This window comes from Enterococcus sp. DIV1375a, assembly GCF_051712205.1.
Lineage (GTDB): Bacteria > Bacillota > Bacilli > Lactobacillales > Enterococcaceae > Enterococcus > Enterococcus faecalis.
In genome coordinates this window covers 1,479,749-1,505,215 of sequence record NZ_JBIOOM010000001.1, presented here as the reverse complement: position 1 = coordinate 1,505,215, position 25,467 = coordinate 1,479,749, and the positions used below count along the sequence as shown (strand labels likewise).

The 25,467-nt window shown below is 38.7% G+C and carries 22 protein-coding genes and 1 pseudogene; 21 read left to right on the top strand and 2 right to left on the bottom strand.

Translation table 11 applies throughout. From position 1 onward, the window contains the following. Positions 1 to 12 precede the first annotated feature (12 nt). The 9 genes from IGJ63_RS07355 (at position 13) to IGJ63_RS07315 (ending at position 11,697) form a co-directional block, all read left to right on the top strand. Positions 13 to 954 (top strand): hexose kinase, encoded by a 942-nt coding sequence (locus IGJ63_RS07355; RefSeq protein WP_080005611.1) that lies wholly within the window; start codon positions 13 to 15, stop codon positions 952 to 954. Between the two features lie 32 nt (positions 955 to 986). Continuing rightward, positions 987 to 2,801, top strand: coding sequence for a glycoside hydrolase family 35 protein (locus tag IGJ63_RS07350; protein WP_173951232.1), 1,815 nt, complete (start codon positions 987 to 989; stop codon positions 2,799 to 2,801). Continuing rightward, complete coding sequence (locus IGJ63_RS07345; RefSeq protein WP_002361968.1) at positions 2,798 to 3,277, top strand: PTS system mannose/fructose/N-acetylgalactosamine-transporter subunit IIB; 480 nt, start codon at positions 2,798 to 2,800, stop codon at positions 3,275 to 3,277. The genes IGJ63_RS07350 and IGJ63_RS07345 overlap by 4 nt, the downstream gene beginning before the upstream one ends. A 13-nt stretch (positions 3,278 to 3,290) precedes the next feature. Then, the gene (locus tag IGJ63_RS07340; RefSeq protein WP_002357253.1) at positions 3,291 to 4,190 is read left to right on the top strand and encodes a PTS mannose/fructose/sorbose/N-acetylgalactosamine transporter subunit IIC; all 900 of its coding nucleotides are present in this window, start codon (positions 3,291 to 3,293) and stop codon (positions 4,188 to 4,190) included. Further along, positions 4,177 to 4,986, top strand: coding sequence for a PTS system mannose/fructose/sorbose family transporter subunit IID (locus IGJ63_RS07335; protein ID WP_002357254.1), 810 nt, complete (start codon positions 4,177 to 4,179; stop codon positions 4,984 to 4,986). The genes IGJ63_RS07340 and IGJ63_RS07335 overlap by 14 nt, the downstream gene beginning before the upstream one ends. A 19-nt stretch (positions 4,987 to 5,005) precedes the next feature. After that, positions 5,006 to 5,413 (top strand): PTS sugar transporter subunit IIA, encoded by a 408-nt coding sequence (locus tag IGJ63_RS07330; RefSeq protein ID WP_002365775.1) that lies wholly within the window; start codon positions 5,006 to 5,008, stop codon positions 5,411 to 5,413. 149 nt (positions 5,414 to 5,562) lie between these two features. Next, entirely contained in the window at positions 5,563 to 9,537 is a 3,975-nt protein-coding gene (locus IGJ63_RS07325) for an endo-alpha-N-acetylgalactosaminidase family protein (RefSeq protein ID WP_101731780.1), read from the top strand. Between the two features lie 240 nt (positions 9,538 to 9,777). Beyond that, a complete protein-coding gene (locus IGJ63_RS07320; RefSeq protein ID WP_101731779.1) occupies positions 9,778 to 10,932 on the top strand; it encodes an AI-2E family transporter in 1,155 nt (384 codons plus the stop codon). A 120-nt stretch (positions 10,933 to 11,052) separates the two neighbouring features. Beyond that, complete coding sequence (locus tag IGJ63_RS07315; RefSeq protein ID WP_101731778.1) at positions 11,053 to 11,697, top strand: DUF998 domain-containing protein; 645 nt, start codon at positions 11,053 to 11,055, stop codon at positions 11,695 to 11,697. A 46-nt stretch (positions 11,698 to 11,743) separates the two neighbouring features. On the opposite strand, the gene IGJ63_RS07310 is transcribed toward IGJ63_RS07315, so the two are convergent. After that, positions 11,744 to 12,355 carry a lipoprotein gene (locus IGJ63_RS07310; RefSeq protein ID WP_002382413.1) on the bottom strand — a complete coding sequence of 204 codons (612 nt, stop codon included), beginning with the start codon at positions 12,353 to 12,355 and terminating at the stop codon, positions 11,744 to 11,746. Between the two features lie 178 nt (positions 12,356 to 12,533). Between IGJ63_RS07310 and IGJ63_RS07305 the strand changes: the two genes are divergently transcribed. The 4 genes and pseudogenes from IGJ63_RS07305 (at position 12,534) to IGJ63_RS07290 (ending at position 16,264) form a co-directional block, all read left to right on the top strand. Further along, on the top strand, positions 12,534 to 12,986 hold the full coding sequence (locus IGJ63_RS07305; protein WP_002371034.1) for a DUF2188 domain-containing protein: 453 nt from the start codon (positions 12,534 to 12,536) through the stop codon (positions 12,984 to 12,986). A gap of 190 nt (positions 12,987 to 13,176) precedes the next feature. Then, positions 13,177 to 14,196, top strand: a complete 1,020-nt coding sequence (locus IGJ63_RS07300; protein WP_002369265.1) for a branched-chain amino acid aminotransferase — start codon at positions 13,177 to 13,179, stop codon at positions 14,194 to 14,196. A gap of 133 nt (positions 14,197 to 14,329) precedes the next feature. After that, on the top strand, positions 14,330 to 14,650 hold the full coding sequence (locus tag IGJ63_RS07295; RefSeq protein ID WP_002360128.1) for a cupin domain-containing protein: 321 nt from the start codon (positions 14,330 to 14,332) through the stop codon (positions 14,648 to 14,650). Between the two features lie 61 nt (positions 14,651 to 14,711). Next, positions 14,712 to 16,264: pseudogene (locus IGJ63_RS07290) on the top strand (peptide ABC transporter substrate-binding protein). 97 nt (positions 16,265 to 16,361) lie between these two features. Here IGJ63_RS07290 and IGJ63_RS07285 read toward each other — a convergent pair. Beyond that, a complete protein-coding gene (locus IGJ63_RS07285) occupies positions 16,362 to 17,237 on the bottom strand; it encodes an NAD(P)H-hydrate dehydratase (RefSeq protein ID WP_002380377.1) in 876 nt (291 codons plus the stop codon). Positions 17,238 to 17,386: 149 nt separating this feature from the next. On the opposite strand from IGJ63_RS07285, the gene IGJ63_RS07280 reads away from it, so the two are divergent. From IGJ63_RS07280 to purF, 8 genes are all read left to right on the top strand, one after another. Next, positions 17,387 to 18,253, top strand: coding sequence for an SPFH domain-containing protein (locus IGJ63_RS07280; RefSeq protein WP_002357267.1), 867 nt, complete (start codon positions 17,387 to 17,389; stop codon positions 18,251 to 18,253). Positions 18,254 to 18,424: 171 nt separating this feature from the next. Then, positions 18,425 to 18,913, top strand: a complete 489-nt coding sequence (purE, locus tag IGJ63_RS07275) for a 5-(carboxyamino)imidazole ribonucleotide mutase (RefSeq protein ID WP_010822914.1) — start codon at positions 18,425 to 18,427, stop codon at positions 18,911 to 18,913. After that, complete coding sequence (purK, locus tag IGJ63_RS07270; RefSeq protein ID WP_010822913.1) at positions 18,906 to 20,030, top strand: 5-(carboxyamino)imidazole ribonucleotide synthase; 1,125 nt, start codon at positions 18,906 to 18,908, stop codon at positions 20,028 to 20,030. Before purE ends, purK begins: the two co-directional genes overlap by 8 nt. A 151-nt stretch (positions 20,031 to 20,181) precedes the next feature. After that, positions 20,182 to 20,895: a phosphoribosylaminoimidazolesuccinocarboxamide synthase gene (gene purC / locus IGJ63_RS07265; protein ID WP_010822912.1), complete on the top strand. Its 714-nt coding sequence runs from the start codon at positions 20,182 to 20,184 to the stop codon at positions 20,893 to 20,895. A 13-nt stretch (positions 20,896 to 20,908) separates the two neighbouring features. Further along, a complete protein-coding gene (purS, locus tag IGJ63_RS07260; RefSeq protein ID WP_002357271.1) occupies positions 20,909 to 21,160 on the top strand; it encodes a phosphoribosylformylglycinamidine synthase subunit PurS in 252 nt (83 codons plus the stop codon). Further along, positions 21,161 to 21,835 carry a phosphoribosylformylglycinamidine synthase subunit PurQ gene (purQ, locus tag IGJ63_RS07255; RefSeq protein ID WP_002357272.1) on the top strand — a complete coding sequence of 225 codons (675 nt, stop codon included), beginning with the start codon at positions 21,161 to 21,163 and terminating at the stop codon, positions 21,833 to 21,835. Beyond that, on the top strand, positions 21,832 to 24,051 hold the full coding sequence (gene purL / locus IGJ63_RS07250; RefSeq protein WP_002357273.1) for a phosphoribosylformylglycinamidine synthase subunit PurL: 2,220 nt from the start codon (positions 21,832 to 21,834) through the stop codon (positions 24,049 to 24,051). The genes purQ and purL overlap by 4 nt, the downstream gene beginning before the upstream one ends. After that, the gene (purF, locus tag IGJ63_RS07245; RefSeq protein WP_002382407.1) at positions 24,027 to 25,466 is read left to right on the top strand and encodes an amidophosphoribosyltransferase; all 1,440 of its coding nucleotides are present in this window, start codon (positions 24,027 to 24,029) and stop codon (positions 25,464 to 25,466) included. Before purL ends, purF begins: the two co-directional genes overlap by 25 nt. Position 25,467: the final 1 nt, after the last annotated feature.

Below are 25,467 nucleotides of genomic sequence, written 5' to 3'. Positions count from 1 at the left end.
GGAGGCATAGCTGTGATAGTAACAGTAACAATGAATCCGTCAATTGACATCTCCTACCTATTAGATCATCTAAAGCTTGATACCGTTAATCGGACCAGTCAGGTGACCAAAACCCCTGGTGGCAAAGGACTAAATGTCACTCGCGTTATTCATGATTTAGGTGGAGATGTTATCGCTACCGGCGTTCTTGGTGGTTTTCATGGGGCGTTTATTGCAAACGAGTTAAAGAAAGCAAACATCCCCCAAGCATTTACGTCAATCAAAGAAGAAGCGCGTGATTCGATTGCGATTTTGCACGAAGGGAATCAAACTGAAATTTTAGAAGCTGGACCGACGGTTTCCCCAGAAGAAATCAGCGACTTCCTTGAAAATTTCGATCAATTAATTAAGCAAGCTGAAATTGTCACAATTTCTGGCAGTTTAGCGAAAGGATTACCAACAAATTTTTATCAAGAATTAGTTCAAAAAGCTCAAGCACAAGAGGTTAAAGTGCTACTAGATACTTCTGGTGATAGTTTAAGGCAAGTTCTTCAAGGACCATGGAAACCGTATTTAATTAAACCTAATTTAGAGGAACTAGAAGGATTGCTAGAGCAAGATTTTTCAGAAAATCCATTAGCAGCTGTACAAACAGCTTTAACAAAACCAATGTTTGCGGGAATTGAATGGATTGTCGTATCTTTAGGAAAAGATGGTGCAATTGCCAAACATCACGATCAATTCTATCGTGTAAAAATTCCAACGATTCAAGCTAAAAATCCTGTTGGTTCAGGAGATGCAACCATTGCTGGTCTTGCATATGGACTAGCCAAGGATGCCCCAGCTGCCGAACTGCTAAAATGGGGCATGGCGGCTGGAATGGCTAATGCCCAAGAAAGAATGACTGGGCATGTAGACGTAGAGAACGTGAAGAAACATCTTATGAACATCCAAGTAGTTGAAATTGCTAAATAAAGAGCTTTCTTTATTTAGCAATTATCCAGCAATTGAAAGCGTTTACTAGAAAGGGTGGCAATGTGGACAGATTTGAAATTAAAGAGGAGTTTCTTTTAAATGGTCAACCATTTAAAATTTTATCAGGCGCCATTCATTATTTTCGTGTAGATCCCTCAGATTGGTATCATTCACTTTATAACTTGAAAGCTTTAGGCTTCAATACAGTTGAGACCTATGTGCCATGGAATTTACATGAACCGCAAAAAGGAACATTTCATTTTGAGGGAATATTAGATTTGGAGCGCTTTTTAAAATTAGCACAAGAACTTGGACTATATGCGATTGTACGGCCGTCTCCTTATATTTGTGCAGAATGGGAGTTTGGCGGTTTTCCAGCTTGGCTATTAAATGAACCAGGACGGATGCGTTCGAATAATCCAACCTATCTGAAGCATGTTGCGGAATATTATGATGTTTTAATGGAAAAAATTGTTCCGCATCAACTTGCTAACGGTGGCAATATTTTAATGATTCAAATCGAAAACGAATATGGTTCATTTGGCGAAGAAAAAGCGTATTTACGGGCGATTCGCGATTTGATGATTGCACGTGGCGTGACAGCACCATTTTTTACTTCTGACGGGCCATGGCGCGCAACATTGCGGGCAGGCAGCATGATTGAAGATGATATTTTAGTAACTGGGAATTTTGGCTCAAAAGCCAAAGAAAATTTCGGTATGATGCAAGCCTTTTTTGAAGAACATGGTAAAAAATGGCCGTTAATGTGTATGGAATTTTGGGATGGCTGGTTTAATCGTTGGAAAGAGCCAATTATTAAACGAGATCCGCAAGAATTGGCTGAATCAGTTAGAGAAGCATTAGCATTAGGCAGTATCAACTTATATATGTTTCATGGCGGCACCAATTTTGGGTTTATGAATGGCTGCTCCGCACGAGGAACCATTGATTTACCACAAATCACTTCCTATGATTATGATGCGCCACTTGATGAACAAGGGAACCCAACCGAAAAGTATTTTGCGTTACAAAAAATGCTTCACGAAGAGTACCCTGCGTTACCACAAGCTGAACCATTAGTAAAAGATTCTTTTGCGCAAACAGCAATTCCTTTAACAAACAAAGTGAGTTTGTTTGCGACTTTAGAAACGATTAGTCAGCCAGTGGTCAGCGTTTATCCGCAAACCATGGAACAATTAGGACAAAATACCGGCTATCTTCTTTACCGAACAAGCATTGAAAAAGATGCTGCAGAAGAAAAGCTAAGAGTGATTGACGGTCGTGATCGTCTGCAATTATTTGTCAATCAGGTACATCAAGCAACGCAATATCAAACGGAAATTGGCGAAGATATTTACGTTACACTGCCGCAAGAGAATAATCAAATCGATGTTTTAATAGAAAATATGGGTCGTGTCAATTACGGGCATAAACTATTTGCAGATACTCAGAAAAAAGGGATTCGAACGGGTGTCATGGCAGATTTACATTTTATGACGCAATGGCAACAATATTGTTTACCTATGACAAGCTGTGAACAGGTAGACTATTCAAGAGAATGGCAACCTGATCAACCAAGCTTTTACCAGTATCATATGGAGTTAGCAGAAGTGAAAGATACATTTATTGATGTTTCTAAATTCGGCAAAGGAATTGTTTTTGTTAACCAAACCAATCTTGGTCGTTTCTGGAATGTTGGTCCGACGCTTTCCTTATATATTCCCAAAGGATTATTAAAAGAAGGGCAAAATGAGATCGTCATTTTTGAAACGGAAGGAACGTACCAACCAGAAATTCAGTTAGTAAAAGAACCACTATATAAAGAAATGAAAGAGGGATTACAATGAGTATTATTGGCGTAAGAATTGATGGACGTTTGATTCATGGACAAGTGGCAAATTTATGGGCGACAAAATTGAATATTTCCAGAATTATGGTCGTTGATGATGAGGTTGCAGGGAATGCCATTGAAAAAAGTGGCTTAAAATTAGCAACACCAGCTGGCGTGAAACTAAGCGTGTTACCAGTTGAAAAAGCTGCTCAAAATATTTTAGCAGGAAAATACGACTCACAACGTTTACTAATTGTGGTACGGAAACCAGATCGTTTATTAAAACTAGTAGAACTTGGGGTGCCGATTAAAGAAATCAATGTTGGGAACATGTCACAAACAAACGAAACACGGTCTATTACTAAGTCAATCAATGTGGTCGATCAAGATATTGAGGTTTTTAAAGAGTTAAATGCTAAAGGTGTCCATCTGATTGCTCAAATGGTGCCAAGTGACAAAGCGGAAGACTTTATGAGTTTGATAACAAAATAGGAGGGAACAAAAAATGAATATCTTATGGTGGCAGATCTTATTATTAACATTATACGCAGGATACCAAATTTTAGATGAATTACAAATTTATTCTTCATTAAGTGCGCCAGTGTTTGCAGGTCTTTTTGCAGGATTAGTGATGGGGGATATTAAAGCAGGACTTATTATTGGTGGAAGTATGCAATTAACTGTATTAGGAGTTGGGACTTTCGGGGGTGCCTCCAAAATTGATGCTAACTCAGGCACGATTCTTGCCACAGCATTTTCTGTGTCTTTAGGAATGAACCCTGAACAAGCAATCGCTGCTATTGCAGTACCAGTTGCTAGTTTAATGATTCAATTAGACATTTTGGCTCGTTTTGCGAATACCTACTTTGCACATCGGATTGATAAAATGGTCGAAGATATGAACTACAAAGGAATTGAACGTAACTTCTTAATGGGTGCCTTACCTTGGTCTCTTTCTCGAATGATTCCAGTCTTCTTAGCACTTGCTTTTGGTGGTGGTTTAGTACAAAAAGTTGTATCTGTCCTAAATGGCGATTTGAAATGGTTAGGTGATGGCTTGTCTGTTGCTGGGGCGGTCTTACCAGCGGTCGGTTTTGCAATTTTACTACGTTACTTACCAGTGAAAAAACATTTCCCTTATTTAATTCTTGGTTTCACTGTAACTGCTTTACTAGGAACAATCTTTACAAACATGCAACTTTTAGGAACATCTGTTGCGAGCGTTGTGAAAGACTTCAGTGGTGTATTTAACGCACTACCAATGTTAGCAGTTGCTTTAATTGGTTTCGCTTTAGCCGCAATTAGCTACAAAAATGGCCAAATGATTCCGAGTGGGCCAGCAGCCAAAAAAGAACATGCAGCGAATGATTCAGACGAAGGAGAGATTGAAGATGACGAAATCTAATTATAAATTGACGAAAGAAGATTTTAAACAAATTAATCGCAGAAGCTTGTTTACTTTCCAATTAGGTTGGAACTACGAAAGAATGCAAGGATCAGGTTACTTGTATACGATTTTGCCACAATTGCGTAAAATTTATGGGGATGATACGCCTGAATTAAAAGAAGTGATGAAAACACACACGCAATTTTTCAATACTTCAAACTTCTTTAATACGATTATTACAGGGATCGATTTGGCCATTGAAGAAAAAGAAGGCATTGCTGGAAAACAAACAGTTTCAGGTTTGAAAACTGGTTTAATGGGACCGTTTGCAGCAATTGGGGATTCAATTTTCGCAGCTTTAATTCCAACTATTTTTGGGGCGCTAGCTGCCAACATGGCGATTAATGGCAACCCAACTGGTATCTTTATCTGGATTGTTGCTCAAATTGCCGTGATGGTCTTCCGTTGGAAACAATTGGAATTTGCGTATCGCGAAGGAATTTCTTTGGTAACAACTATGCAACACCGCTTAACTGCCTTAACAGACGCTGCAACTTTACTAGGGGTCTTCATGGTTGGCGCTTTAGTGGCAACAATGGTTAATGTCAAACTATCATGGGCACCAAGTATTGGGGATGTAACACTTAACATGCAAAATAACTTGGATATGATTTTACCACGTCTACTTCCTGCAGGAATTGTCGGTGGCGTTTATTGGATGTTAGGTAAAAAGAATATGACGTCTACTAAAGCCATTTTTATCGTATTAATTGTCTGTGTCGCATTGTCTGCGTTAGGTGTTATTTCAAAATAAGTAAGACAGGAGAAAATCGATGAGTGAACATTTAGTTTTAGTAAGTCATGGCCGTTTTTGCGAGGAATTGAAAAAAAGTGCGGAGATGATTATGGGACCGCAAGAAACAATTTCCACTGTTGCTTTATTACCAGAAGAAGGTGAAGCTGACTTTTTAGAAAAATTTGAAGCGATTACGGAATCGTTAGAAGATTTTGTTGTCTTTGCTGATCTATTAGGGGGAACACCTTGTAATATTTTATCCAAAAAAATTATGCAAGGTGCTTCGTTTGACTTATATACTGGGATGAATTTACCGATGGTTATCAGCTATGTAAATGCAAATTTATTAGCGATTGAAGGTGACTATGTTAAGGAATCAGCAGAAAGTATTGTGAAAGTCAACGAATTGCTGCTAAATGTTGCAGTAGATGATGAGGATGAATAATTCTGACTTGTTGTCGTAAGTAATTAAAGTTTTTAAGAGAATGATTTAGAGATGGACGTTCCAAAAATAAAAGAATTTATTTTTGGAACGCCCCTTTAATTGTTAATAATGAAAGCGTGTTCAAAAATGTTAGGGGGCTGATTTATCAGATGAAACATGGAAAAATAAAACGATTTAGTACATTGACACTATTGGCAAGCGCAACGATTTTAGTACCATTAAGTACGTCTGCAGAAGAAACAACAAACAGCAGCACTGAAACAAGCTCATCAATGGTGGAACCTGCCGCAACAGAAGAAAAATTGTGGCAATCTGATTTTCCAGGAGGGAAAATTGGTGAGTGGCAAGATGTGATTGGTAAAACAAATCGAGAATTAGCAGGAGAGTCATTGGCGATTTCACGAGATGCAGCAGCAGGTAATAATGCCGTATCTTTAAATTTAGATTCCCCTAAATTAGCTGATGGTGAAGTAGAAACAAAGTTTAAATACACTGCTGGAAACGGTCGAACGGGTGTGATTATTCGTGGTAATACCAAAGATAGCTGGGTTTTTGTAGGCTATAACGCGAATGGCAAATGGTTAGTTGAAAGCCCTAATTCGTGGAATGATTCAATTTCTGGGCCAACGTTAAATGAAGATACGAATTATTTGTTGAAAGTACGTTATGTTGGTGAAAAAATTACTATCTGGCTTAACACCACGTTGATTTACGAAGGAGAACCTGTTTTGGCCAACGGGGACAAAATTCCAACAGAAGCCGGACATGTGGGTGTCCGTTTGTGGTACGACAAAAAAGTTGTCAATTATGACTATTTTAAAAATGGCCCCGTAGATAGCATTCCAGAAATTGTGCCAGAAGTGACACAAATTGCGCCAGTCAAAGTTTTTACAAAAATTGGTGTTGCACCAAAATTACCGAAACAAGTAAAAGTGACCTATAATACTGGTAAAGAAGCCAATGAAGCAGTCCGTTGGGATGGAATCGATCCTGATGCATACAAAGAACCAGGAACTTTTGAAGTCGACGGTACTTTGGAAAATACAAATATCAAAGCAAAAGCCAGCGTTGTTGTTGCTAAAGACAATGAAGCTGAAAAAGGCGACAAAATCTCTTCTGCAGATTTAACAGCCGTGGTTGATCCACAATTTCCACGAATTATTCGCTACGAAGACCCTCAGAATAATCAAGTGATTTTTAATGGCCAACACGAGAAAATTGATCAAGTAATGATTGATGGCAAAGCATATAAAGCAACTGCTGAAAAACAAAAGAGTGAAGCAAATCAAGCCGTTTATAATGTAGCTGTCCCAGAAATTGGCCTGCGTTTCACAACGACATTGACTGTTTCCAAAGGCCAAGAATTAGCTATGAAACTCTCAGATATTCGTGAAGAAGGAACTAAAATACACACAATTTCAATTCCAAATCAAGGCTTGATTTCTGTCAATAGTACAGATGAAGGGGCGACTTTTGCTGGCGTTGTGATGAATACTGGGACAAATGCAAATAACGGAAATAAAAATGGTGATACTATCCAAGATTTAACTACAACAAGCCAAGAAGAAACGAAAAAATATATGTATGGTTTCTTAAATACGGCGAATTATGCTGCAAGTTTTTGGACGAACGCCTATGGAGACGGCTCTGTCGATGGTAGTGACAACAATCGAATCCATAAACAAACAAAAGAAGCGGCGACTGGTTTTGTAACAACCTTGTCAAGTGGGGCATGGACCTATCGACCATTTGATGCACCGGAAGATTACACAACTGGAGAAACACCAGAAGTGAAAGTTAAATTCTCAAAAGATAGCAACGACGACAATCGGGTGGATTGGCAAGATGCGGCAATTGGGTTCCGTTCAATTATGAATAACCCAATGGGCGCGGAAAAAGTCCCTGAATTAGTCAACCAACGGATTCCTTTTAACTTTGCTAGTCAGGCGACAAACCCATTCTTAGTGACGCTAGACGAATCAAAACGCATTTACAATTTAACAGATGGATTAGGACAAATGAATTTACTAAAAGGGTATCAAAATGAAGGACATGATTCTGCGCATCCAGATTACGGTGCTATTGGTCAGCGACCTGGTGGGGAACAAGCGTTGAATCAATTAATTGATGAAGGACATAAATTAAATGCCGTTTTCGGTGTGCATATTAATGACACCGAGTCTTACCCAGAAGCAAAAGGATTTAATGAGGAATTAGTTGATCCAACGAAGCGTGGCTGGGATTGGTTAGATCCGTCTTATTTTATTAAACAAAGACCCGATGCATTGAGTGGTCGTCGCTATGAGCGCTTTAAAGAATTAAAACAAAAAGCACCGAATCTAGATTATATTTATGTTGATGTTTGGGGCAATCAAGGCGAATCAGGTTGGGCAAGTCGTCAACTAAGTAAAGAAATTAATTCACTCGGTTGGTTTACAACCAATGAATTTCCGAATGCTTTAGAGTATGACTCGGTTTGGAACCATTGGTCTGCAGAAAAAGATTACGGCGGTACAACAACGAAAGGCTTTAACAGTACAATCGTTCGTTTTATTCGGAATCATCAAAAAGATACTTGGATTATTTCCGACAACCCTTTGTTAGGTGGAGCTGAATTTGAAGCCTATGAAGGTTGGGTGGGTAAAACCAATTTTAATACCTATCGCCAAAAAACTTTTGCCATTAATGTCCCAACTAAGTTCTTACAACATTACCAAATTACAAACTGGGAAACTACAACAGCAGCAGATGGTCAAATCTATGGCACGATTAAATTAGCGAACGGTGCTGAAAAAGTGACCGTTACTCAAGCAGATGCTAATTCGCCAAGAAGCATTACGTTAAATGAGACAGAAGTTCTAAAAGGTGATGCGTATCTACTGCCTTGGAATGTCAATGGTCAAGACAAACTATATCACTGGAATCCAAAAGGCGGTACCAGCACTTGGTCATTGGATAAGAAAATGCAAGGAAAAACGAATTTACATTTATATGAATTAACAGATCAAGGGCGTAATGACAAAGGCGTAATTGCCACTACAAATAACCAAGTGACCATCCAAGCCGAGGCTAATACACCGTATGTCATTGCTGAACCTGACAGTATTGAACCGATGACATTCGGAACAGGAACACCATTTAAAGATCCTGGATTTAATGAAGCCAATACCTTGAAAAATAACTGGAAAGTTTTCCGAGGTGATGGAGAGGTTAAAAAAGATGCTAACGGTGATTATGTCTTTAGTTCAGAAAAAGAAAGAACCGAAATCAAACAAGACATCAATCTTCCTAAACCAGGAAAATATAGTTTGTATTTAAACACAGAAACACATGATCGCAAAGCCACAGTAACTGTTAAAATTGGTGGTAAAAAATATACGCGGACAGTGAATAATTCGGTTGCCCAAAACTACATTCAGGCAGATATTAACCATACAAGCAGGAAAAATCCGCAGTATATGCAAAATATGCGAATTGATTTTGAAATCCCAGATAATGCCAAAAAAGGCTCGGTGACATTAGCGGTTGATAAAGGCAATTCCGTTACAAAATTTGATGATTTACGAATTGTTGAGCGTCAAACGGATATCATGAACCCAGACAAACAAACAGTTATTAAGCAAGATTTTGAAGACACACAAGCAGTTGGGTTATATCCGTTTGTTAAAGGCTCAGCTGGTGGTGTAGAAGATCCACGGATTCATTTATCAGAAAGAAATGAACCTTACACACAATATGGTTGGAATGGAAACCTTGTTTCAGATGTATTAGAAGGCAACTGGTCCTTGAAAGCCCATAAACAAGGAGCAGGATTGATGCTTCAAACAATTCCGCAAAATATTAAATTTGAACCGAACAAGAAATATACGGTCCAATTTGATTATCAAACTGATGGTGAAAATGTCTTTACTGCTGGGACCATTAATGGGGAGTTGAAAAATAACAATGACTTTAAGCCAGTCGGTGAGTTAACTTCGACAGCAGCAGATGGTCAAACCAAGCATTATGAAGCAGAAATAATTGGGGATGCTTCAGGAAACACTACGTTTGGTATTTTTACAACAGGTGCCGATAAAGATTTCATTATGGATAACTTTACGGTCACAGTGGAATCAAAAAAATAAATTTAGTCTATCTAAGCAACTTGGTCTACAAGTTAAACGTACTTGTAGCCCAAGTTGCTTCTTTTATGAAAAGAAGCAAGGTCTAGTGCCTCATTTTTATACTGCAGAATAAACCGACACATTTTTTAAAGTGTCAGGCTTCTTTGTGTATTTCATCAAGAACGAATGGACAAACTTGCCTTTTGCCACAAATCGTTTACAATTACAATGATAGGCATAATTTATTTAGAGGTGAAGTGATTGAAGAAATACAATGTTGATTGGAATTACTGGGTTGTCCGCTTTTTATTTGTAATGGCGCTGATTGTTGGCTATTTATTAATCACGAATTATCAGCACTTTGTCCATAGTGTTTCGGGTTTATTAGGCATCTTATCCCCATTCATTACTGGGTTTGTGATTGCTTATTTATTGAGTGGAAGTCAGAAAAAAATCGAGGGATTACTAGAAAGAGTTCCTTTACCAGTCGTTAAAAAAGCGAAACACGGCTTGAGCGTACTCCTTTTGTACCTGATTATTTTGTTTATTTTTGTTTTGACATTAAACTATATCGTTCCGCTACTCATTAGTAATTTAGTAGATTTAGCAAACTCTTTACCCACTTTTTATGATCACATGGTTCAGTTTGTAATGAGTTTAGAAGATAAAGGGATTTTAAAAACAGCCGCGATTGAAAAATATTTAAATAGTGTCCTTAAAGATTTGTCGCCAGAACGTTTTTTAAATCAATGGACACAAGCGTTGTTTTCATTAGGAACGTTGACTAAAAATGTTTCATCATTCTTTTTAAATGCATTTTTGACGTTGATTATCTCAATATATGCGCTGGTATTTAAGCAATCTATTTTGACATTTGTTGAAAAGGCTACCCACAAATTGCTGTCTGAAAAAGTGTACAAGCAAACACAAACTTGGTTAAATACAACGAATAAAATTTTCTATAAATTTATCAGCTGCCAATTTCTTGATGCTTGTATAATTGGCGTTTCATCAACGATTTTGTTAAGTATTTTGAATGTGAAATTTGCTGTGACTTTGGGGATTTTATTAGGTATTTGTAATATGATTCCTTATTTTGGTTCGATTTTTGCGTCAATTGTTGCTGGTGTGATTACGCTTTTCACAGGTGGTGTTACTCAAGCAATTACGGTGTTACTAGTTTTATTAATTTTACAACAAATTGACGGCAATATTATTGGTCCTCGAATTATGGGAGATGCCCTAAATGTCAATCCGATTTTAATTATTGTTTCAATTACGATTGGGGGAGCGTACTTCGGCGTCTTAGGGATGTTTTTAGCAGTTCCTGTTGCTGCAATCATTAAAATTATTGTCTCGGAGTGGCTAAATGAATCAAAAGAAAATGATAAGATTGTAGATTCTATTGAATCCTAAAGTAAAACTTTTCGTCTCGCGTTGACGAAAAGTTTTTTAGTGAGAAAGAAAGTTTCATTATTTGGAATTTTTGATATGCTATACTTGAAGTAAATAGAAAATCAAAATTGAGGTGAATAGATGCAGTTTTTAAAAAAATGTGGCGGCTATTTTTTAGTTTTAGGGGTCTTACTTGATTTTTTTACACCTTATTATGTCGGATTCAAAGATCAAGGTTACAATCAATTGACAGAAGTAATTAGCTTATTAGGTGATGTGAATAGTCCAGTTAGGGAAAACTTTAATCGGTTAACTATCATTGCGGGAATGTTGATGTTAGCAAGTTTACCTAGGATATATGCTATTTTTTCCAGAAAAACGAAAAAAGGTGCTTGGTTAGTAGTGGCAATGATTGGCGCTTATGGTTTATTTGATTGTATTTTCAGTGGGCTCTTCAGCGTAGACACTTCAACCGCTGGCACAGTTGCTGCCGCGCTTCATAACGGAGGATCAGCAGTCGGTTATACAGGCTTTTTGTTGTTATCAGGCGTCTTAACCATTATCTACAGTAAATACGGTTCGCAAAAAAATAAAAACCTTTTTGGCTTTTTGTTTATTTTATGTATGCTTGCAGCCGGCTTATATGGCTTAGCAAGGATTCCACAGTTGCAACAGGTAAAACCATTTAATTATTTAGGCTTATGGCAAAGAGTGAGTTCATTTTGTAATTATCTACCAATGCTGGCACTGTGTTTACAAACTAAAACCAATGACAAATTTGATTGAACATTTGTCATTGGTTTTTTACTAGTTAAAATTGTCTGGTAATAACTTAATTATTGGCTACGGTGACTTCACCAGTAACAGTGGCACCATCTTTTTCTAAGTCAGCAGAATCTTTGTATTCTTGTTTATCAAAAGTAATATTGCCATTAACTTTGGTACCATTTAAAGTAAAGCCATTTGCTTTCACCTCAATATCACCTTTGACAGTCCCGTGAACGATGTTGAAATTTTCAGAAGAAACGATTAGCTTAGGAACCGTGATTTCATATTCAGCAGTTACTTTTTTATTATCATCTTGGGAATAAAGTGCTAATTTACGATAGACATCGTTGGAATCTTTCCCCTTATCATGGAAAGTACCAGCAACTGTTACCTCTTTATCAAAAGTGACATTGTCAGTAGCTGCGACAATCCAATTTCCTTTATCACTTAACGCCATTTCGAGCTCTTCAGGCTTGGCACTAATTGAAGCACCAGAGACTACTTCTGTACTTGAATTAGCTGTTTCTTTGCTACTAGAACTACTATCTGTTTTTTTATCAGATGAACAAGCACTAAGCAGCACAAGAGCAGCAGTTGCCGTCAAAACAGTGGTGAGTACTTTAGACATTTTCATGAAAATCCCTCCAAAAAATTTATTTATTTCTTCCTTTATCATAACTGATTCAAAGGGAAATGAGTAATCATACACTCAAAGATTGAGAAGTTTGGCTAATGGGAAATTAGGCTTATTCTCTCAAGAAGGTTCAGGAAATATTCAAAGTAATCATTTCTTTTTCAAATGTTTCTTTTCTGTAGTAAGCTAGTAATAGACAGAATTTAAGGAGGAGATTTTGATGCCTTGGAATATGAATGATTATCCTACATCAATGAAAAATTTAGCACCTTTGATTCGGAAAAAAGCGATAGATATTGGCAATGCGTTGCTTGTGGATGGCTACCCTGATGATCGCGCCATTCCAATTGCGATTAGTCAAGCGGAGAAATGGTATCAAGAGGCAAGTGCAGCAGACAAAAAAGCCTTCGAACAAGAAGCAAATCCTACGAAACAAGATTCGCATAAACAGGATAAACATGCGGGAAAATTATTAACGGCGGCTGTCAACGTTAAATATAAAGACGGCCAATGGTTGGTGATTTCAGACAGCGCTGAAAAAGCAAGTAATACATTTACCCACAAACAAGAGGCGGTTGAACGAGCTCAAGAAATTGCTCGGAATAAGCAAACAAAGCTGAAAATCTATAAGCAAGATGGTACGTTACAAGAAACCAAAGAGTATACTGAATAATTTTTCGAAACCTTGATATTCCGTTGCAATTGAAGAAACGGCTATCAAGGTTTTTTGGTGAGGGAGAAATGGACAAGTAAGAAAAAATAACAAAAGTTAAGAATGAGAATAAGGCTTGCTTTTCTAGTTTTTGGTGGGTACAATTACACTAATTAAGATAAAAAATCAAAATAATTGAGGTGCTACGACAATGGAAAAAGCCAATCTTGATTGGAATAATTTAGGATTTTCTTACATTAAAACGCCCTTTCGTTATATTAGTTATTGGCGAGATGGCAAGTGGGAAGAAGGCACGCTAACAGATAACAATCAGTTAACGATTAGTGAAGGTTCGCCTGCTCTACATTATGGCCAACAATGTTTTGAAGGATTAAAAGCGTATCAATGTGCAGATGGTTCTGTCAATTTGTTTCGTCCAGATGAAAATGCCAAACGGCTACAAAAAAGTTGTGCGCGTCTACTGATGCCACAAGTGCCAGTAGAAACCTTTGTTTCTGCATGCCAAGAAGTGGTGAAAGCCAACCTTGCTTATTTACCGCCATATGGAACGGGCGGTACGTTGTATCTTCGCCCTTATATGATTGGTGTCGGCGATAATATTGGCGTAGCACCTGCCAAAGAATACATTTTTTCTATTTTTTGCGTGCCGGTTGGTTCCTATTTTAAAAATGGTTTAGCACCAACCAACTTTATCGTTTCTGAATATGATCGAGCAGCGGGTCGAGGAACCGGGGCCGCTAAAGTGGGGGGCAATTATGCAGCTAGTCTTTTACCAGGTGCAGAAGCACATGAGAAAGAATTTAGTGATTGCATTTATTTAGATCCGTATACGCATACGAAAATTGAAGAAGTTGGTGCAGCCAATTTCTTTGGCATAACCAAAGATGGTACTTTTATTACGCCGAAATCAGCGTCTATTTTGCCAAGTATTACTAAATATTCATTATTGACGCTAGCAAAAGAACGTTTAGGGATGACGGCGCTTGAAGGAGACGTTTACATTGATCGATTAGCGGACTTCTCCGAAGCGGGTGCTTGTGGCACAGCGGCGATTATTTCTCCTATTGGTGGGATTCAAAACGGCACAGATTTCCATGTATTTTATAGTGAAACGGAAGTTGGACCAGTGACTAAGCAACTATATGATGAACTGGTTGGCATACAGTTTGGTGACAAAGAAGCGCCAGAAGGCTGGATTGTAAAAGTTTAAAGAGACAAAAAAGAGAGAATTCATGCTCTCTTTTTTTGTGTAGAATATTCAGAATTTTCTATAAAAAGATTGACTTTGATACTATTTAAAGGAATAATGGAAGATACAAGATTTAAAAAAGGAGGGAAAGCTATTGCTTATTAAATCAGCAGAATCAGACGAAATGACGATTTTTTTTGATAAAGAAAACCAACCAAATACACAAGTTCAAATGGGCATTATTACATTACAGCCTGGTGAAAAACGGCCTTTAGCTGGATATGCTCGCCATGAACAGGATGAATATTCTTATGTGATTTCTGGCGAAGCACATACGATTTTAGAAGATGGTCAAGACTTAGTCGGAAAAGCTGGACAAGCCCAATTAATTGAAGCTGGTGAGGGGCACATTAATTATAATGATGGGTTGGAGCCAGCGGTCGTTGTCTGGATGCTTGTGGAAAGGACAAAATAAAAGGGGAGCTGTCTTTCTGTAAGTAAAAGCATAAAAAATGAAGAGTTATAGGAGAAAGAAGATGAAAAAGTATTTAAAAATCACAATGGTTTGTATTTTATTGGTAGGATTTTTAGCTGGGTGTACCAATAAAAATGAAAATAAAAAGAAACGGAAAAATACCAAAGAAGCCGTTCAACTGATGTCACCCTCGGAATTAACAACGCTCAACACCTCTGTATTATTGGATTTTCCAGATGCTATTGTCCAAACTGCAGCGTTTGAAGGGTTATATAGTTTAGATGAACAAGACCAATTGGTACCAGCCGTAGCAAAAGAATTGCCGTCGATTTCAGAAGATGGAAAAACTTACACGATTTCTTTGAGAAAAGAAGCGGTTTGGAGTAACGATGATCCTGTCACAGCGCATGATTTTGAATATGCTTGGAAAAAAATGATTGATCCTAAAAATGGCTTTGTTTATAGCTTCCTCATCGTTGAAACAATTCAAAATGGTGCAGAAATCTCAGCTGGGAAATTAGCACCCAATGAACTAGGTGTCACAGCTGTGGATGATTATACATTAAAGGTGACGCTCAAAGAGCCAAAACCGTACTTTACGTCCTTGTTAGCTTTCCCTACATTTTTCCCGCAAAATCAAAAAGTAGTCGAACAATTTGGTGCGGACTATGGAACTGCTAGTGATAAAGTCGTCTATAATGGTCCGTTCGTGGTAAAAGATTGGCAGCAAACAAAGATGGACTGGCAACTAGCAAAAAATAATCGCTATTGGGATCACCAGAACGTGCGCTCAGACATTATCAATTATACGGTTATCAAAGAAACATCTACCGCATTGAATCTTTTTGAAGATGGACAATTAGATGTGGCTACACTAAGTGGTGAATTGGCGCAACAGAATAAAAATAATACGTTGTATCATTCGTACCCAACAGCGACAATGAACTATTTGCGCTTAAATCAAAAACGGAAAGGGCAAGCAACGCCGCTTGCAAACGAAAACCTGCGTAAAGCGTTGGCTTTAGGCATAGATAAAGAAAATCTAGTCAATAATATTATTGCAGATGGTTCTAAAGCGCTACATGGTGCGATTACGGAAGGCTTTGTGGCGAATCCCACAACGGGCCTCGATTTTCGTCAAGAAGCAGGTAATTTACAGATGATGGTTCTTACAAAAAAATTGGTGAAAGTTTGCAAGGCTCGCTACAAGAACTGTTTCCTGGTTTGACAATAGAGCTAACCGCATTGCCGACTGAAGCTGCATTGAACTTTGGGCGAGAAAGTGACTATGATTTATTCTTAATTTACTGGACACCAGACTATCAAGATCCTATTTCTACCCTGATGACTTTATACAAGGGCAATGATCGCAATTATCAGAACCCTGTCTATGACAAATTATTAGATGAAGCAGCCACAACCTATGCCTTAGAGCCAGAAAAAAGATGGGCGACACTGATTGCAGCTGAAAAAGAAGTGATTGAAACGACTGCTGGCATGATTCCACTTAGCCAAAATGAACAAACAGTCCTGCAAAATGATAAAGTCAAAGGCTTGAATTTTCATACCTTTGGCGCTCCATTAACGTTAAAAAATGTTTATAAGGAAAAATAAAAAGAGAGCCTGGGCTGAAAATCGCTTTTGATTTTCGGCCCAGGCTTAAATCCTGCTTTTTAACCCAAAATTTGTCACCATTTAGCCTTTTCGGGTTTTATCTCGAACGCTTCTGTTCTAATAGTTCAGAATCAGGTGCAGTGTGTGGCTGGGCATATTTTTTCATATATGTCGGCAAGGCTTGACTAATCTTCGTTGGTAAAACAACATAGTCGGTTTTGGCCAAATCATCACCAATGAGACTGTGTAAGTAAACGGCGCTAGCAATGGTTTCAATTGTCGGCTTAAACTGAGCCAAAAAACCAGCAATGATGCCAGCCAAGGTATCCCCAGTTCCGCCAGTAGCCATCCCAGGGTTGCCACCTGTATTTTGAAAAGGTTCTCCTGCGTGGAAAATTGTGGTGCGATGACTTTTTAAAACAATCGTACTGCCTAATTTTGCTTGTTGGCGCTGGTTATTTGCCAGTGTTTGTTGCTCAATAGGTAAGTGACTCAAACGTTGCCATTCCATTTGATGAGGTGTGAAAACAACTTTTTCAGGATAGGTAAGGGAAAAATTACCTTGGCTAAACAGGGTAATTGCTGAGCCATCGATAATTAACCATTGTTGTTTTTGATGTTGGGCAAGCACCCTCTTCAACATTTGTTGTGCAGTAGCATCTAAGCCTAAACCTGGACCAATTAAAATAACCTCCGCTTGCTCTACGACGTTCGTCAGAAGGACTGTTTCTTCAAAGCCCACGACCATCGCTTCTGGGCATCTTGCATGTAAAGGCCCGTGATTTTTAACATCAGTAATCACAGTGGTGAGACCAGCGCCACTATTGATACACGCTTCGGTACTCATGATGATGGCTCCGCCATATTGTCGGTTTCCTCCGATTAATACAACACGCCCAAAATTACTTTTATAAGAGTCAGAGGGGCGTTGAGTGATGACTTCCTCTAAAATGTCCTTGCTTAAATAGCGCATTCTATCACTCCTTTTCTTGGGATTTCTTTGTTCTCAGTATACTACAAGAGCCCCGAAAAAATCAGTTTATTTAATGTTAAAAGTTACTCTATTGAAGGCAATGAGGTGTATAATAAGGACCAGATAAATGAGTTAGGAGAGTGAAACAGATGGAAGAGAAAAAAACATTTTATATGAGTGGCTACGTAGGAATTGCGAGCTTATTAGTTATTTTAATTGCGGGAATTGGTTTATTTATTTATGGAGCAAGTCATACCAATGGAGTTCTTGTTGTTTTAGGTATTATTTTGTTAGTTGGGGCTATTTTATTTTTAAGTTCCCTAACTATTGTTAGTCCCAACCAGGCGAAAGCTATTTTATTTTTTGGTCGTTACTTAGGTACGATTAAAGAAAATGGGTTGTTTATTACCATTCCATTTACGCAAAAAATGAACATTTCTTTGAAAGTACGAAATTTCAATAGTTCTCTATTAAAAGTCAATGACTCTGACGGGAATCCAATCGAAATCTCTGCGGTCATCGTTTTTCGGGTAGTCGATACAGCTAAGGCGTTATTTAATGTCGATTATTATCAAGACTTTGTGGAAATTCAAAGCGAAACGGCAATCCGGCATGTAGCAACACAATATCCTTATGACACTTTTTCAGATAATGATGTAACTCTGCGAGGAAATACCGAACAAATTTCCGAGGAGTTAACCAAAGAATTGCAAGAACGCTTAGCAGTGGCTGGTGTAGAGGTTATCGAAACACGGTTGAATCATTTAGCTTATGCAACTGAAATTGCTAGCTCCATGTTGCAAAGACAGCAAGCAAAAGCAATCTTAGCGGCTCGACAAACAATTGTTGAAGGTGCGGTAAGCATGACACAAATGGCCTTAGAACAGATTGAAGAAGGGCAAGAAATTAATTTTACCGATGAACGAAAAGTACAACTTATTAATAATTTACTAGTCTCAATCATTACTGATAAGGGCACACAACCAGTTATTAATACAGGCGACGTTTCTTCTTAAAGAGGAAGCAACGCTAAAAATATCAAAAAAGAGTCATCTTTCCGATGACTCTTTTTTGATAAACACGAACATTATATAATTTTAATCTATAATATTTCGGTTTTTCTTTGACATCTCTTTTTCTCATTGTTAGAATAACAGTGAAAAAAGGCGGAAGGAGTTATTACATTCATGAAACCATTAGTCGCTGTGATTATGGGAAGTACCTCAGACTGGGCAACGATGAAAGTTGCTTGTCTTGTGTTGGAAGAGTTGAAAATTCCTTATGAAAAACGAGTGATATCAGCACATAGGACCCCTGATTTGATGTTTCGTTTTGCAGAGGAATCACGAACAAAAGGATTGAAGGTTATTATCGCTGGCGCTGGTGGAGCGGCCCATTTACCAGGGATGGTAGCTGCAAAGACAACCTTACCTGTCATTGGTGTTCCAGTTAAAACACGAACATTAAACGGTATTGATTCACTGTTGTCTATTGTGCAGATGCCAGGGGGAGTTCCTGTAGCAACAACTGCGATTGGCTCAGCAGGTGCTACCAATGCTGGGTTATTAGCTGCAGAAATACTAAGTATTGATGATTTACAGTTAGCAGAAAGAATCCAAGCAAGACGACAATCATTGGAAAAAGCGGTTATGGAAAGTGGGGAACAACTTGAATAAACCTTTAAAAGTCGGAGCAACTATTGGCATTATAGGTGGGGGACAGTTAGGGCGAATGCTAGTCATGAGTGGTAAAAAAATGGGTTTCCAAATGATTGTGTTGGACCCAACGCTCAATAGTCCAGCTGGTCAAGTAGCTGACCGTCAAATTGTGGCAGCCTTTGATCAGATATCTGCTTTAACTGAACTAGCAGAGTTATGCGATGTGATCACCTATGAATTTGAAAATATTGAAGTGGCCTCCCTAGAAAAGGCCATTCCACTAGAAAAGCTGCCACAAGGAACAGGATTGTTAAAAATTACTCAAAATCGATTGCTTGAAAAAACGTTTCTTCAATCGATTGGCTGTAAGATTGCTTCTTTTGCGGAAGTGAAAAGTCAGAAAGAGCTGCCACAAGCAACAGAAAAGATTGGTTTTCCATGTGTCTTAAAAACTATTCAAGGTGGATACGATGGAAAAGGACAGGTCGTCTTAAAATGCGAAGAGGATTTCTCCCAAGCGACTAAATTATTAGCTAACGCCACTTGTGAATTAGAAAAGTGGGTGCCTTTCACTAAAGAACTTTCAATCATCGTTGCAGGGAATAAGCATGGTTACCAAAGCTTTCCTGTATCTGAAAACATTCATCGAAAGAATATCTTGCATGAATCAATTGTGCCCGCTCGAATTTCTGAGAATGTGCAAAAAAAAGCAGCGGAATTGGCGCAACACATTGCTGAGGAATTAAATTTATCTGGGGTTTTAGCTATCGAACTGTTTTTAACGGATTCAGAAGAGTTGTACGTCAATGAATTAGCGCCACGGCCTCATAACTCAGGTCATTACTCTATTGAAGCTTGCTCATTTAGTCAATTTGATGCGCATATTCGAGGGATTAGCAATTGGGGCATTGGGTTACCCCAGTTACTTCAACCAGTGGTTATGGTGAATCTCTTAGGCGAACACTTAGAAAAAAGCTACCAGTTATGCACGTCAAAACCCACTTGGCAAGTCCATTACTATGGAAAAGCCGAATCAAAAGTTGGCAGAAAAATGGGCCACGTCACCATTACAACACCTTGCTTATCAGAAACGTTAAAGGAAATTGAGACTGTTGGTATTTGGAATGTAACTTAATAAATGCTTGCTCCAAGCAAGTTTTTTATTTTTACATTCGACAAACACGAACGATTATTGTTTTTTTGCAACTAATGTAAGTCTTTATCTGATGTAAATCAGCTGAGTTAGAAAGAATAGGGTTCATGAAGCTAACGAGAAGAGGGAAAGAATGGAAAAGAAAGCACTTGTGTATACAGGAAAAGCGAAGAAGTTGTATCAAACAGAAAATGCAGCGGTTCTTTTTGTGGAATATCTTGATCAAGCAACAGCTTTAAACGGTCAAAGAAAAGATAAAGTTCTTGGGAAAGGCGCTTTAAATAATCAAATCACTAGTCTAATTTTTGAACATTTACAGCAACAGAAGATTCCCAATCATTTTATCAAAAAAGTATCTGAACACGAACAATTAATTCAGGCTGTAGAAATGATTCCTTTGGAAGTTGTCGTACGTAATTATGCGGCAGGAAGTTTTTCAAAGCGTTTAGCGATTGAAGAGGGCACTAAATTAGTGACGCCCATTATTGAATTTTATTACAAAGAAGATCGTCTGGATGATCCTTTTATTAACGAAGACCATATTCAATTTCTAAAAGTAGCCACTCCTGCTGAAATTGTGGAGATTAAAGCATTGGCTTTACAAATTAATCAGGCGCTCAGTCAACTCTTTCAACGCCTCAATATTTGTTTGATCGATTTTAAAATCGAGATTGGTCGGACGAAGGCCAATCAATTGTTACTGGCAGATGAAATTTCTCCAGACACCTGTCGTCTATGGGATTTAAACACAAACGAACATCTGGATAAAGATGTTTATCGCCGTGAATTAGGAGAAATAGTTCCTGTATATGAAGAAGTTTTACAACGTTTACTAACAGCTAATTGAGGAGGAAGCGCGTATGTATTTTGTCAAAGTCTATGTTACGTATAAAGAATCAATTTTGGATCCCCAAGGTGAAGCGGTTAAGGAAGCAGTCCATCGGCTTGGTTTTACAGAAGTAGCCGAAATCCGTGTCGGTAAGTATTTTGAAATGCACGTCCAGCAGACAGAAGCAATTGAAGAGAAAATTGAACAAATTTGTGATCAACTATTAGCCAATGTAAATATGGAATCCTATCGTTTTGAAATTTTATCTTTGGAGGAAATTTAAATGAAATTGGCAGTGATTGTTTTTCCAGGATCCAATTGTGATGCAGACTTATTGTGGGCTGTCAAAGAGGTGATGGGCGTCGATGCAGAATTTGTCCGACACGATGCCACTTCTTTAGCAAAATTTGATGGCGTGTTATTGCCTGGTGGTTTTTCTTATGGCGATTACTTACGTTGTGGTGCAATTGCTCGGTTTTCGCCAATTATCAATGAGGTGATTCGCTTTGCTACAGAAGGCAAAATGGTTTTTGGCACTTGTAATGGCTTTCAAATTTTAACAGAAATTGGCTTACTTCCTGGCACGTTGCTAAGAAATGATTCGCTTCGTTTTATTTGTAAAAGTGTCCCATTGAAAGTGAATACGCACACAAAGTTTACAAGCGAGTATCCTGAAAATGTTTCGATACATTTACCAGTAGCACATGGCGAAGGGAATTACTATTGTGATGAAAAAACGTTGCAAGAGCTGAAAGAAAAGAACCAAATTGTTTTTACGTATCAAGAAAAGGTGAACGGTAGTCTTGCGAATATTGCTGGTATTTGTAATGAACAGGGCAATGTTCTAGGAATGATGCCTCATCCGGAACGAGCGATGGAAGAATTGTTAGGTTCAACAGATGGACGCAGCTTTTTTGCTTCAATCATTAAAAACTTTGGAAAGGAATTAAGCCAATGATGAATGAACCAACACCAAAAGAAATCAAGGAGACACGGTTGTATGCAGAATGGGGACTAACAGATGAAGAATATCATCAGATTGAGACCATTTTGCAAAGAGAACCTAATTATACAGAAACTGGCTTATTCTCCGTGATGTGGAGTGAACATTGCTCTTACAAAAATTCCAAGCCCGTTTTAAAAAAGTTTCCGACGGAAGGGCCACAAGTGCTTCAAGGCCCTGGTGAAGGAGCTGGGATTGTCGATATTGGTGACGGATTAGCTGTTGTTTTTAAAGCAGAGAGCCATAATCATCCTTCTGCAGTAGAACCTTACGAAGGAGCAGCTACAGGCGTTGGTGGAATTATTCGCGATATTTTCAGTATGGGGGCGCGGCCGATTGCTTTACTGGATTCGTTAAGATTTGGCGAACTGACGGATGCACGAACACGTTATTTGTTTCAAGAAGTTGTGGCGGGGATTAGCGGTTATGGAAATTGTATTGGTATTCCAACCGTTGGCGGCGAAATTGCTTTTGAGCCATGTTATCAAGGAAACCCACTTGTTAATGCTATGTGTGTGGGATTGATTCGTCATGATGAGATTCAAAAAGGCCAAGCAAAAGGCGTCGGAAATAGCATTCTTTACGTAGGTGCGAAAACAGGACGAGATGGAATTCATGGTGCGACCTTTGCTTCAGAAGAATTTAGTGAAGGTGAAGAACAGCAACGATCTGCGGTACAAGTAGGTGATCCGTTTATGGAAAAATTATTATTGGAAGCTTGTCTTGATTTAATCAAAAATCATCAAGATATTTTAATCGGCATCCAAGATATGGGGGCGGCTGGCTTGGTTTCTTCAAGTGCTGAAATGGCATCAAAAGCAGGTTCAGGCTTGATTCTAGAGCTAGATAAAGTTCCGCAGAGAGAGACGCAGATGAGCCCCTATGAAATGCTCTTGTCTGAGTCCCAAGAACGGATGTTAATCTGTGTGGAAAAAGGAGCAGAACAGCAAGTTTGTGAATTGTTTCAAACGTATGACTTAGAAGCGGTAGCGATTGGCTCCGTAACAGATGATGGACAGTATCGTGTCTTTCACGGTGGCAAAATAGTCGCAGATGTACCAGTAGATGCTTTAGCAGAAGAAGCACCTGTTTACCAGAAAGCCTATCAAGAACCAGAACGGATGCGTGCTTTTAAAAAATTAGCGCCCTTCATTCCAGAAATTACGAATAGCACGGAATTATTAAAACGCCTATTGCAACAACCAACGATTGCATCGAAAAAATCAGTTTACGAAACCTATGATAGTCAAGTACAAACGAATACAGTGGTGCAACCAGGAAGTGATGCAGCTGTTTTAAGAGTGCGGGGCACCAATAAAGCCTTAGCGATGACGACAGATTGTAATAGCCGTTATTTGTATTTAAATCCTGAAATTGGTGGGCAAATTGCGGTTGCAGAAGCAGCCCGTAATATTGTAGCAAGTGGAGCACAACCTTTGGCTATCACTGATTGTTTGAATTATGGTTCCCCTGATAAACCAGAAAGTTTTTGGGAATTATGGACGTCGGCGGATGGAATCGCCGCAGCTTGCCGTCAGCTAGGAACGCCCGTGATTTCTGGGAACGTCTCTCTTTACAATGAAACAGATGGTCAAGCCATTTATCCAACGCCAATGATCGGCATGGTGGGAGTAATTGAAGATGTTTCACAAATTACCACACAAGCGTTTAAACAAGTGGATGACTTAATTTATCTCATCGGTGAAACCCACGCAGATTTTAACGGCTCAGAAATTCAAAAAATGCAACTGGGGCGAATTGAAGGGCAATTACGCTCATTTGATTTAAAAGAGGAAAAAGCAAACCAAGAATTAGTTTTAAAAGCAATTCAAGCAGGCCTAGTTGCTAGCGCGCATGATTGCGCTGAAGGCGGCGTTGCCGTTGCTTTAGCCGAGTCGGCTTTTGCCAACGAACTGGGGTTACAGGTGACACTGCCATTAGCAAAAGAATATCTATTTGCGGAGACGCAATCCCGTTTTATTCTTTCAGTTAGTCCCCAGCATCAAGAAGCATTTGAAACACTTATCGGAAGAAAAGCTCAACATATTGGGAAAGTGACTGAAACTGGTTTGATCATTCATGCGTTAGATGATGTGATCAATTGTTCAACAAAAGAAGCCAAAGCCTTATGGGAGGATGCGATTCCATGTCTTATGAAGCAAAAAGCTTAAATGAAGAGTGTGGTATTTTTGGTATTTGGGGTCATCCTGATGCGGCACAAGTGACCTATTTTGGCTTACACAGCTTGCAGCATCGAGGCCAAGAAGGCGCGGGAATTGTGGCGAACAATTCTGGGAAATTAGATGGCCACCGTGATTTAGGTTTATTAGCAGAAGTATTCCAAAAGCAAGAACAACTGAATGCATTAGAAGGAACGGCGGCTATTGGTCATGTACGCTATGCAACCGCTGGTACGGGTAGCGTGGATAATATTCAGCCATTTTTATTTAAATTTTATGATAGTCAAATTGGGTTAGCACACAATGGCAATTTGACAAATGCCAAACGTTTACGAAAACAACTAGAAAGAGAAGGCGCTATTTTTCATTCCAATTCAGACACTGAAATTTTAATGCACTTGATTCGAAAAAGCACTGCTGCCTCGTTTCTCGATAAACTAAAAGAGAGCTTGAATTTGGTTAAGGGGGGCTTTGCTTATCTTTTATTAACAGAAACGATGATGATTGCTGCACTAGATCCCAACGGCTTTCGCCCTCTCTCCATCGGACAAATGAACAATGGGGCGTACGTTGTGGCATCCGAAACGTGTGCATTAGAAACAGTTGGGGCTCGCTTTATTCAAGATGTGGCGCCTGGTGAAGTAGTCATCATTTCTGATGAAGGCTTGAAAATAGAGGTTTTCACTACGGAAGTCCAACCGGCGATTTGCGCAATGGAATATATTTATTTTGCACGACCAGATTCAAATATTGCTGGAGTTAATGTGCATACAGCTCGTAAAAGGATGGGGAAGAACTTGGCAATCGAAAGTCCAGTCGCAGCTGATATGGTAATTGGGGTACCAAACTCGTCATTGTCTGCAGCTAGCGGCTATGCAGAAGAAGCACAGATACCTTACGAACTAGGTTTAGTAAAAAATCAATATGTCGCTCGAACATTCATCCAGCCGACACAAGAATTAAGAGAACAAGGTGTCCGTATGAAACTATCGGCAGTTCGTGGCGTGGTCAAAGGAAAAAAAGTCATTTTAGTAGATGATTCGATTGTTCGCGGGACCACTATTCGACGCATTATTCATTTATTAAAAGAAGCAGAAGCGCAAGAAGTTCATGTCAGAATTGCTTCACCGCCATTAAAATATCCGTGTTTTTATGGCATTGATATACAGACGAGGGACGAACTAATTGCGGCAAACTATTCAATTGAAGAGATCAAAGAGCAGATTGGCGCAGATTCGCTGGCTTTTTTGAGTGAAGCAGGGCTGATTGATGGGATTCAATTAAATTATGATGCTCCTTATTCTGGGCTGTGTATGGCTTACTTTAATGGAGACTATCCAACGCCTTTGTATGATTATGAAGAACAATATCAAGCATCCTTGAAAAAAGAAACTAGGAGGAATTGAC

What these genes read in the sequence shown, in the direction of transcription:
- IGJ63_RS07345 (WP_002361968.1), top strand. Translation starts at nt 2,798, where the DNA reads ATGAGTATTATTGGCGTAAGAATTGATGGACGTTTGATTCATGGACAA.
- IGJ63_RS07340 (WP_002357253.1), top strand. Translation starts at nt 3,291, where the DNA reads ATGAATATCTTATGGTGGCAGATCTTATTATTAACATTATACGCAGGA.
- IGJ63_RS07335 (WP_002357254.1), top strand. Translation starts at nt 4,177, where the DNA reads ATGACGAAATCTAATTATAAATTGACGAAAGAAGATTTTAAACAAATT.
- IGJ63_RS07330 (WP_002365775.1), top strand. Translation starts at nt 5,006, where the DNA reads ATGAGTGAACATTTAGTTTTAGTAAGTCATGGCCGTTTTTGCGAGGAA.
- IGJ63_RS07325 (WP_101731780.1), top strand. Translation starts at nt 5,563, where the DNA reads ATGAAACATGGAAAAATAAAACGATTTAGTACATTGACACTATTGGCA.
- IGJ63_RS07315 (WP_101731778.1), top strand. Translation starts at nt 11,053, where the DNA reads ATGCAGTTTTTAAAAAAATGTGGCGGCTATTTTTTAGTTTTAGGGGTC.
- IGJ63_RS07310 (WP_002382413.1), bottom strand. Translation starts at nt 12,355, where the DNA reads ATGATAAAGGAAGAAATAAATAAATTTTTTGGAGGGATTTTCATGAAA.
- IGJ63_RS07305 (WP_002371034.1), top strand. Translation starts at nt 12,534, where the DNA reads ATGCCTTGGAATATGAATGATTATCCTACATCAATGAAAAATTTAGCA.
- IGJ63_RS07300 (WP_002369265.1), top strand. Translation starts at nt 13,177, where the DNA reads ATGGAAAAAGCCAATCTTGATTGGAATAATTTAGGATTTTCTTACATT.
- IGJ63_RS07285 (WP_002380377.1), bottom strand. Translation starts at nt 17,237, where the DNA reads ATGCGCTATTTAAGCAAGGACATTTTAGAGGAAGTCATCACTCAACGC.
- IGJ63_RS07280 (WP_002357267.1), top strand. Translation starts at nt 17,387, where the DNA reads ATGGAAGAGAAAAAAACATTTTATATGAGTGGCTACGTAGGAATTGCG.
- purE (WP_010822914.1), top strand. Translation starts at nt 18,425, where the DNA reads ATGAAACCATTAGTCGCTGTGATTATGGGAAGTACCTCAGACTGGGCA.
- purC (WP_010822912.1), top strand. Translation starts at nt 20,182, where the DNA reads ATGGAAAAGAAAGCACTTGTGTATACAGGAAAAGCGAAGAAGTTGTAT.
- purS (WP_002357271.1), top strand. Translation starts at nt 20,909, where the DNA reads ATGTATTTTGTCAAAGTCTATGTTACGTATAAAGAATCAATTTTGGAT.
- purQ (WP_002357272.1), top strand. Translation starts at nt 21,161, where the DNA reads ATGAAATTGGCAGTGATTGTTTTTCCAGGATCCAATTGTGATGCAGAC.
- purL (WP_002357273.1), top strand. Translation starts at nt 21,832, where the DNA reads ATGATGAATGAACCAACACCAAAAGAAATCAAGGAGACACGGTTGTAT.
- purF (WP_002382407.1), top strand. Translation starts at nt 24,027, where the DNA reads ATGTCTTATGAAGCAAAAAGCTTAAATGAAGAGTGTGGTATTTTTGGT.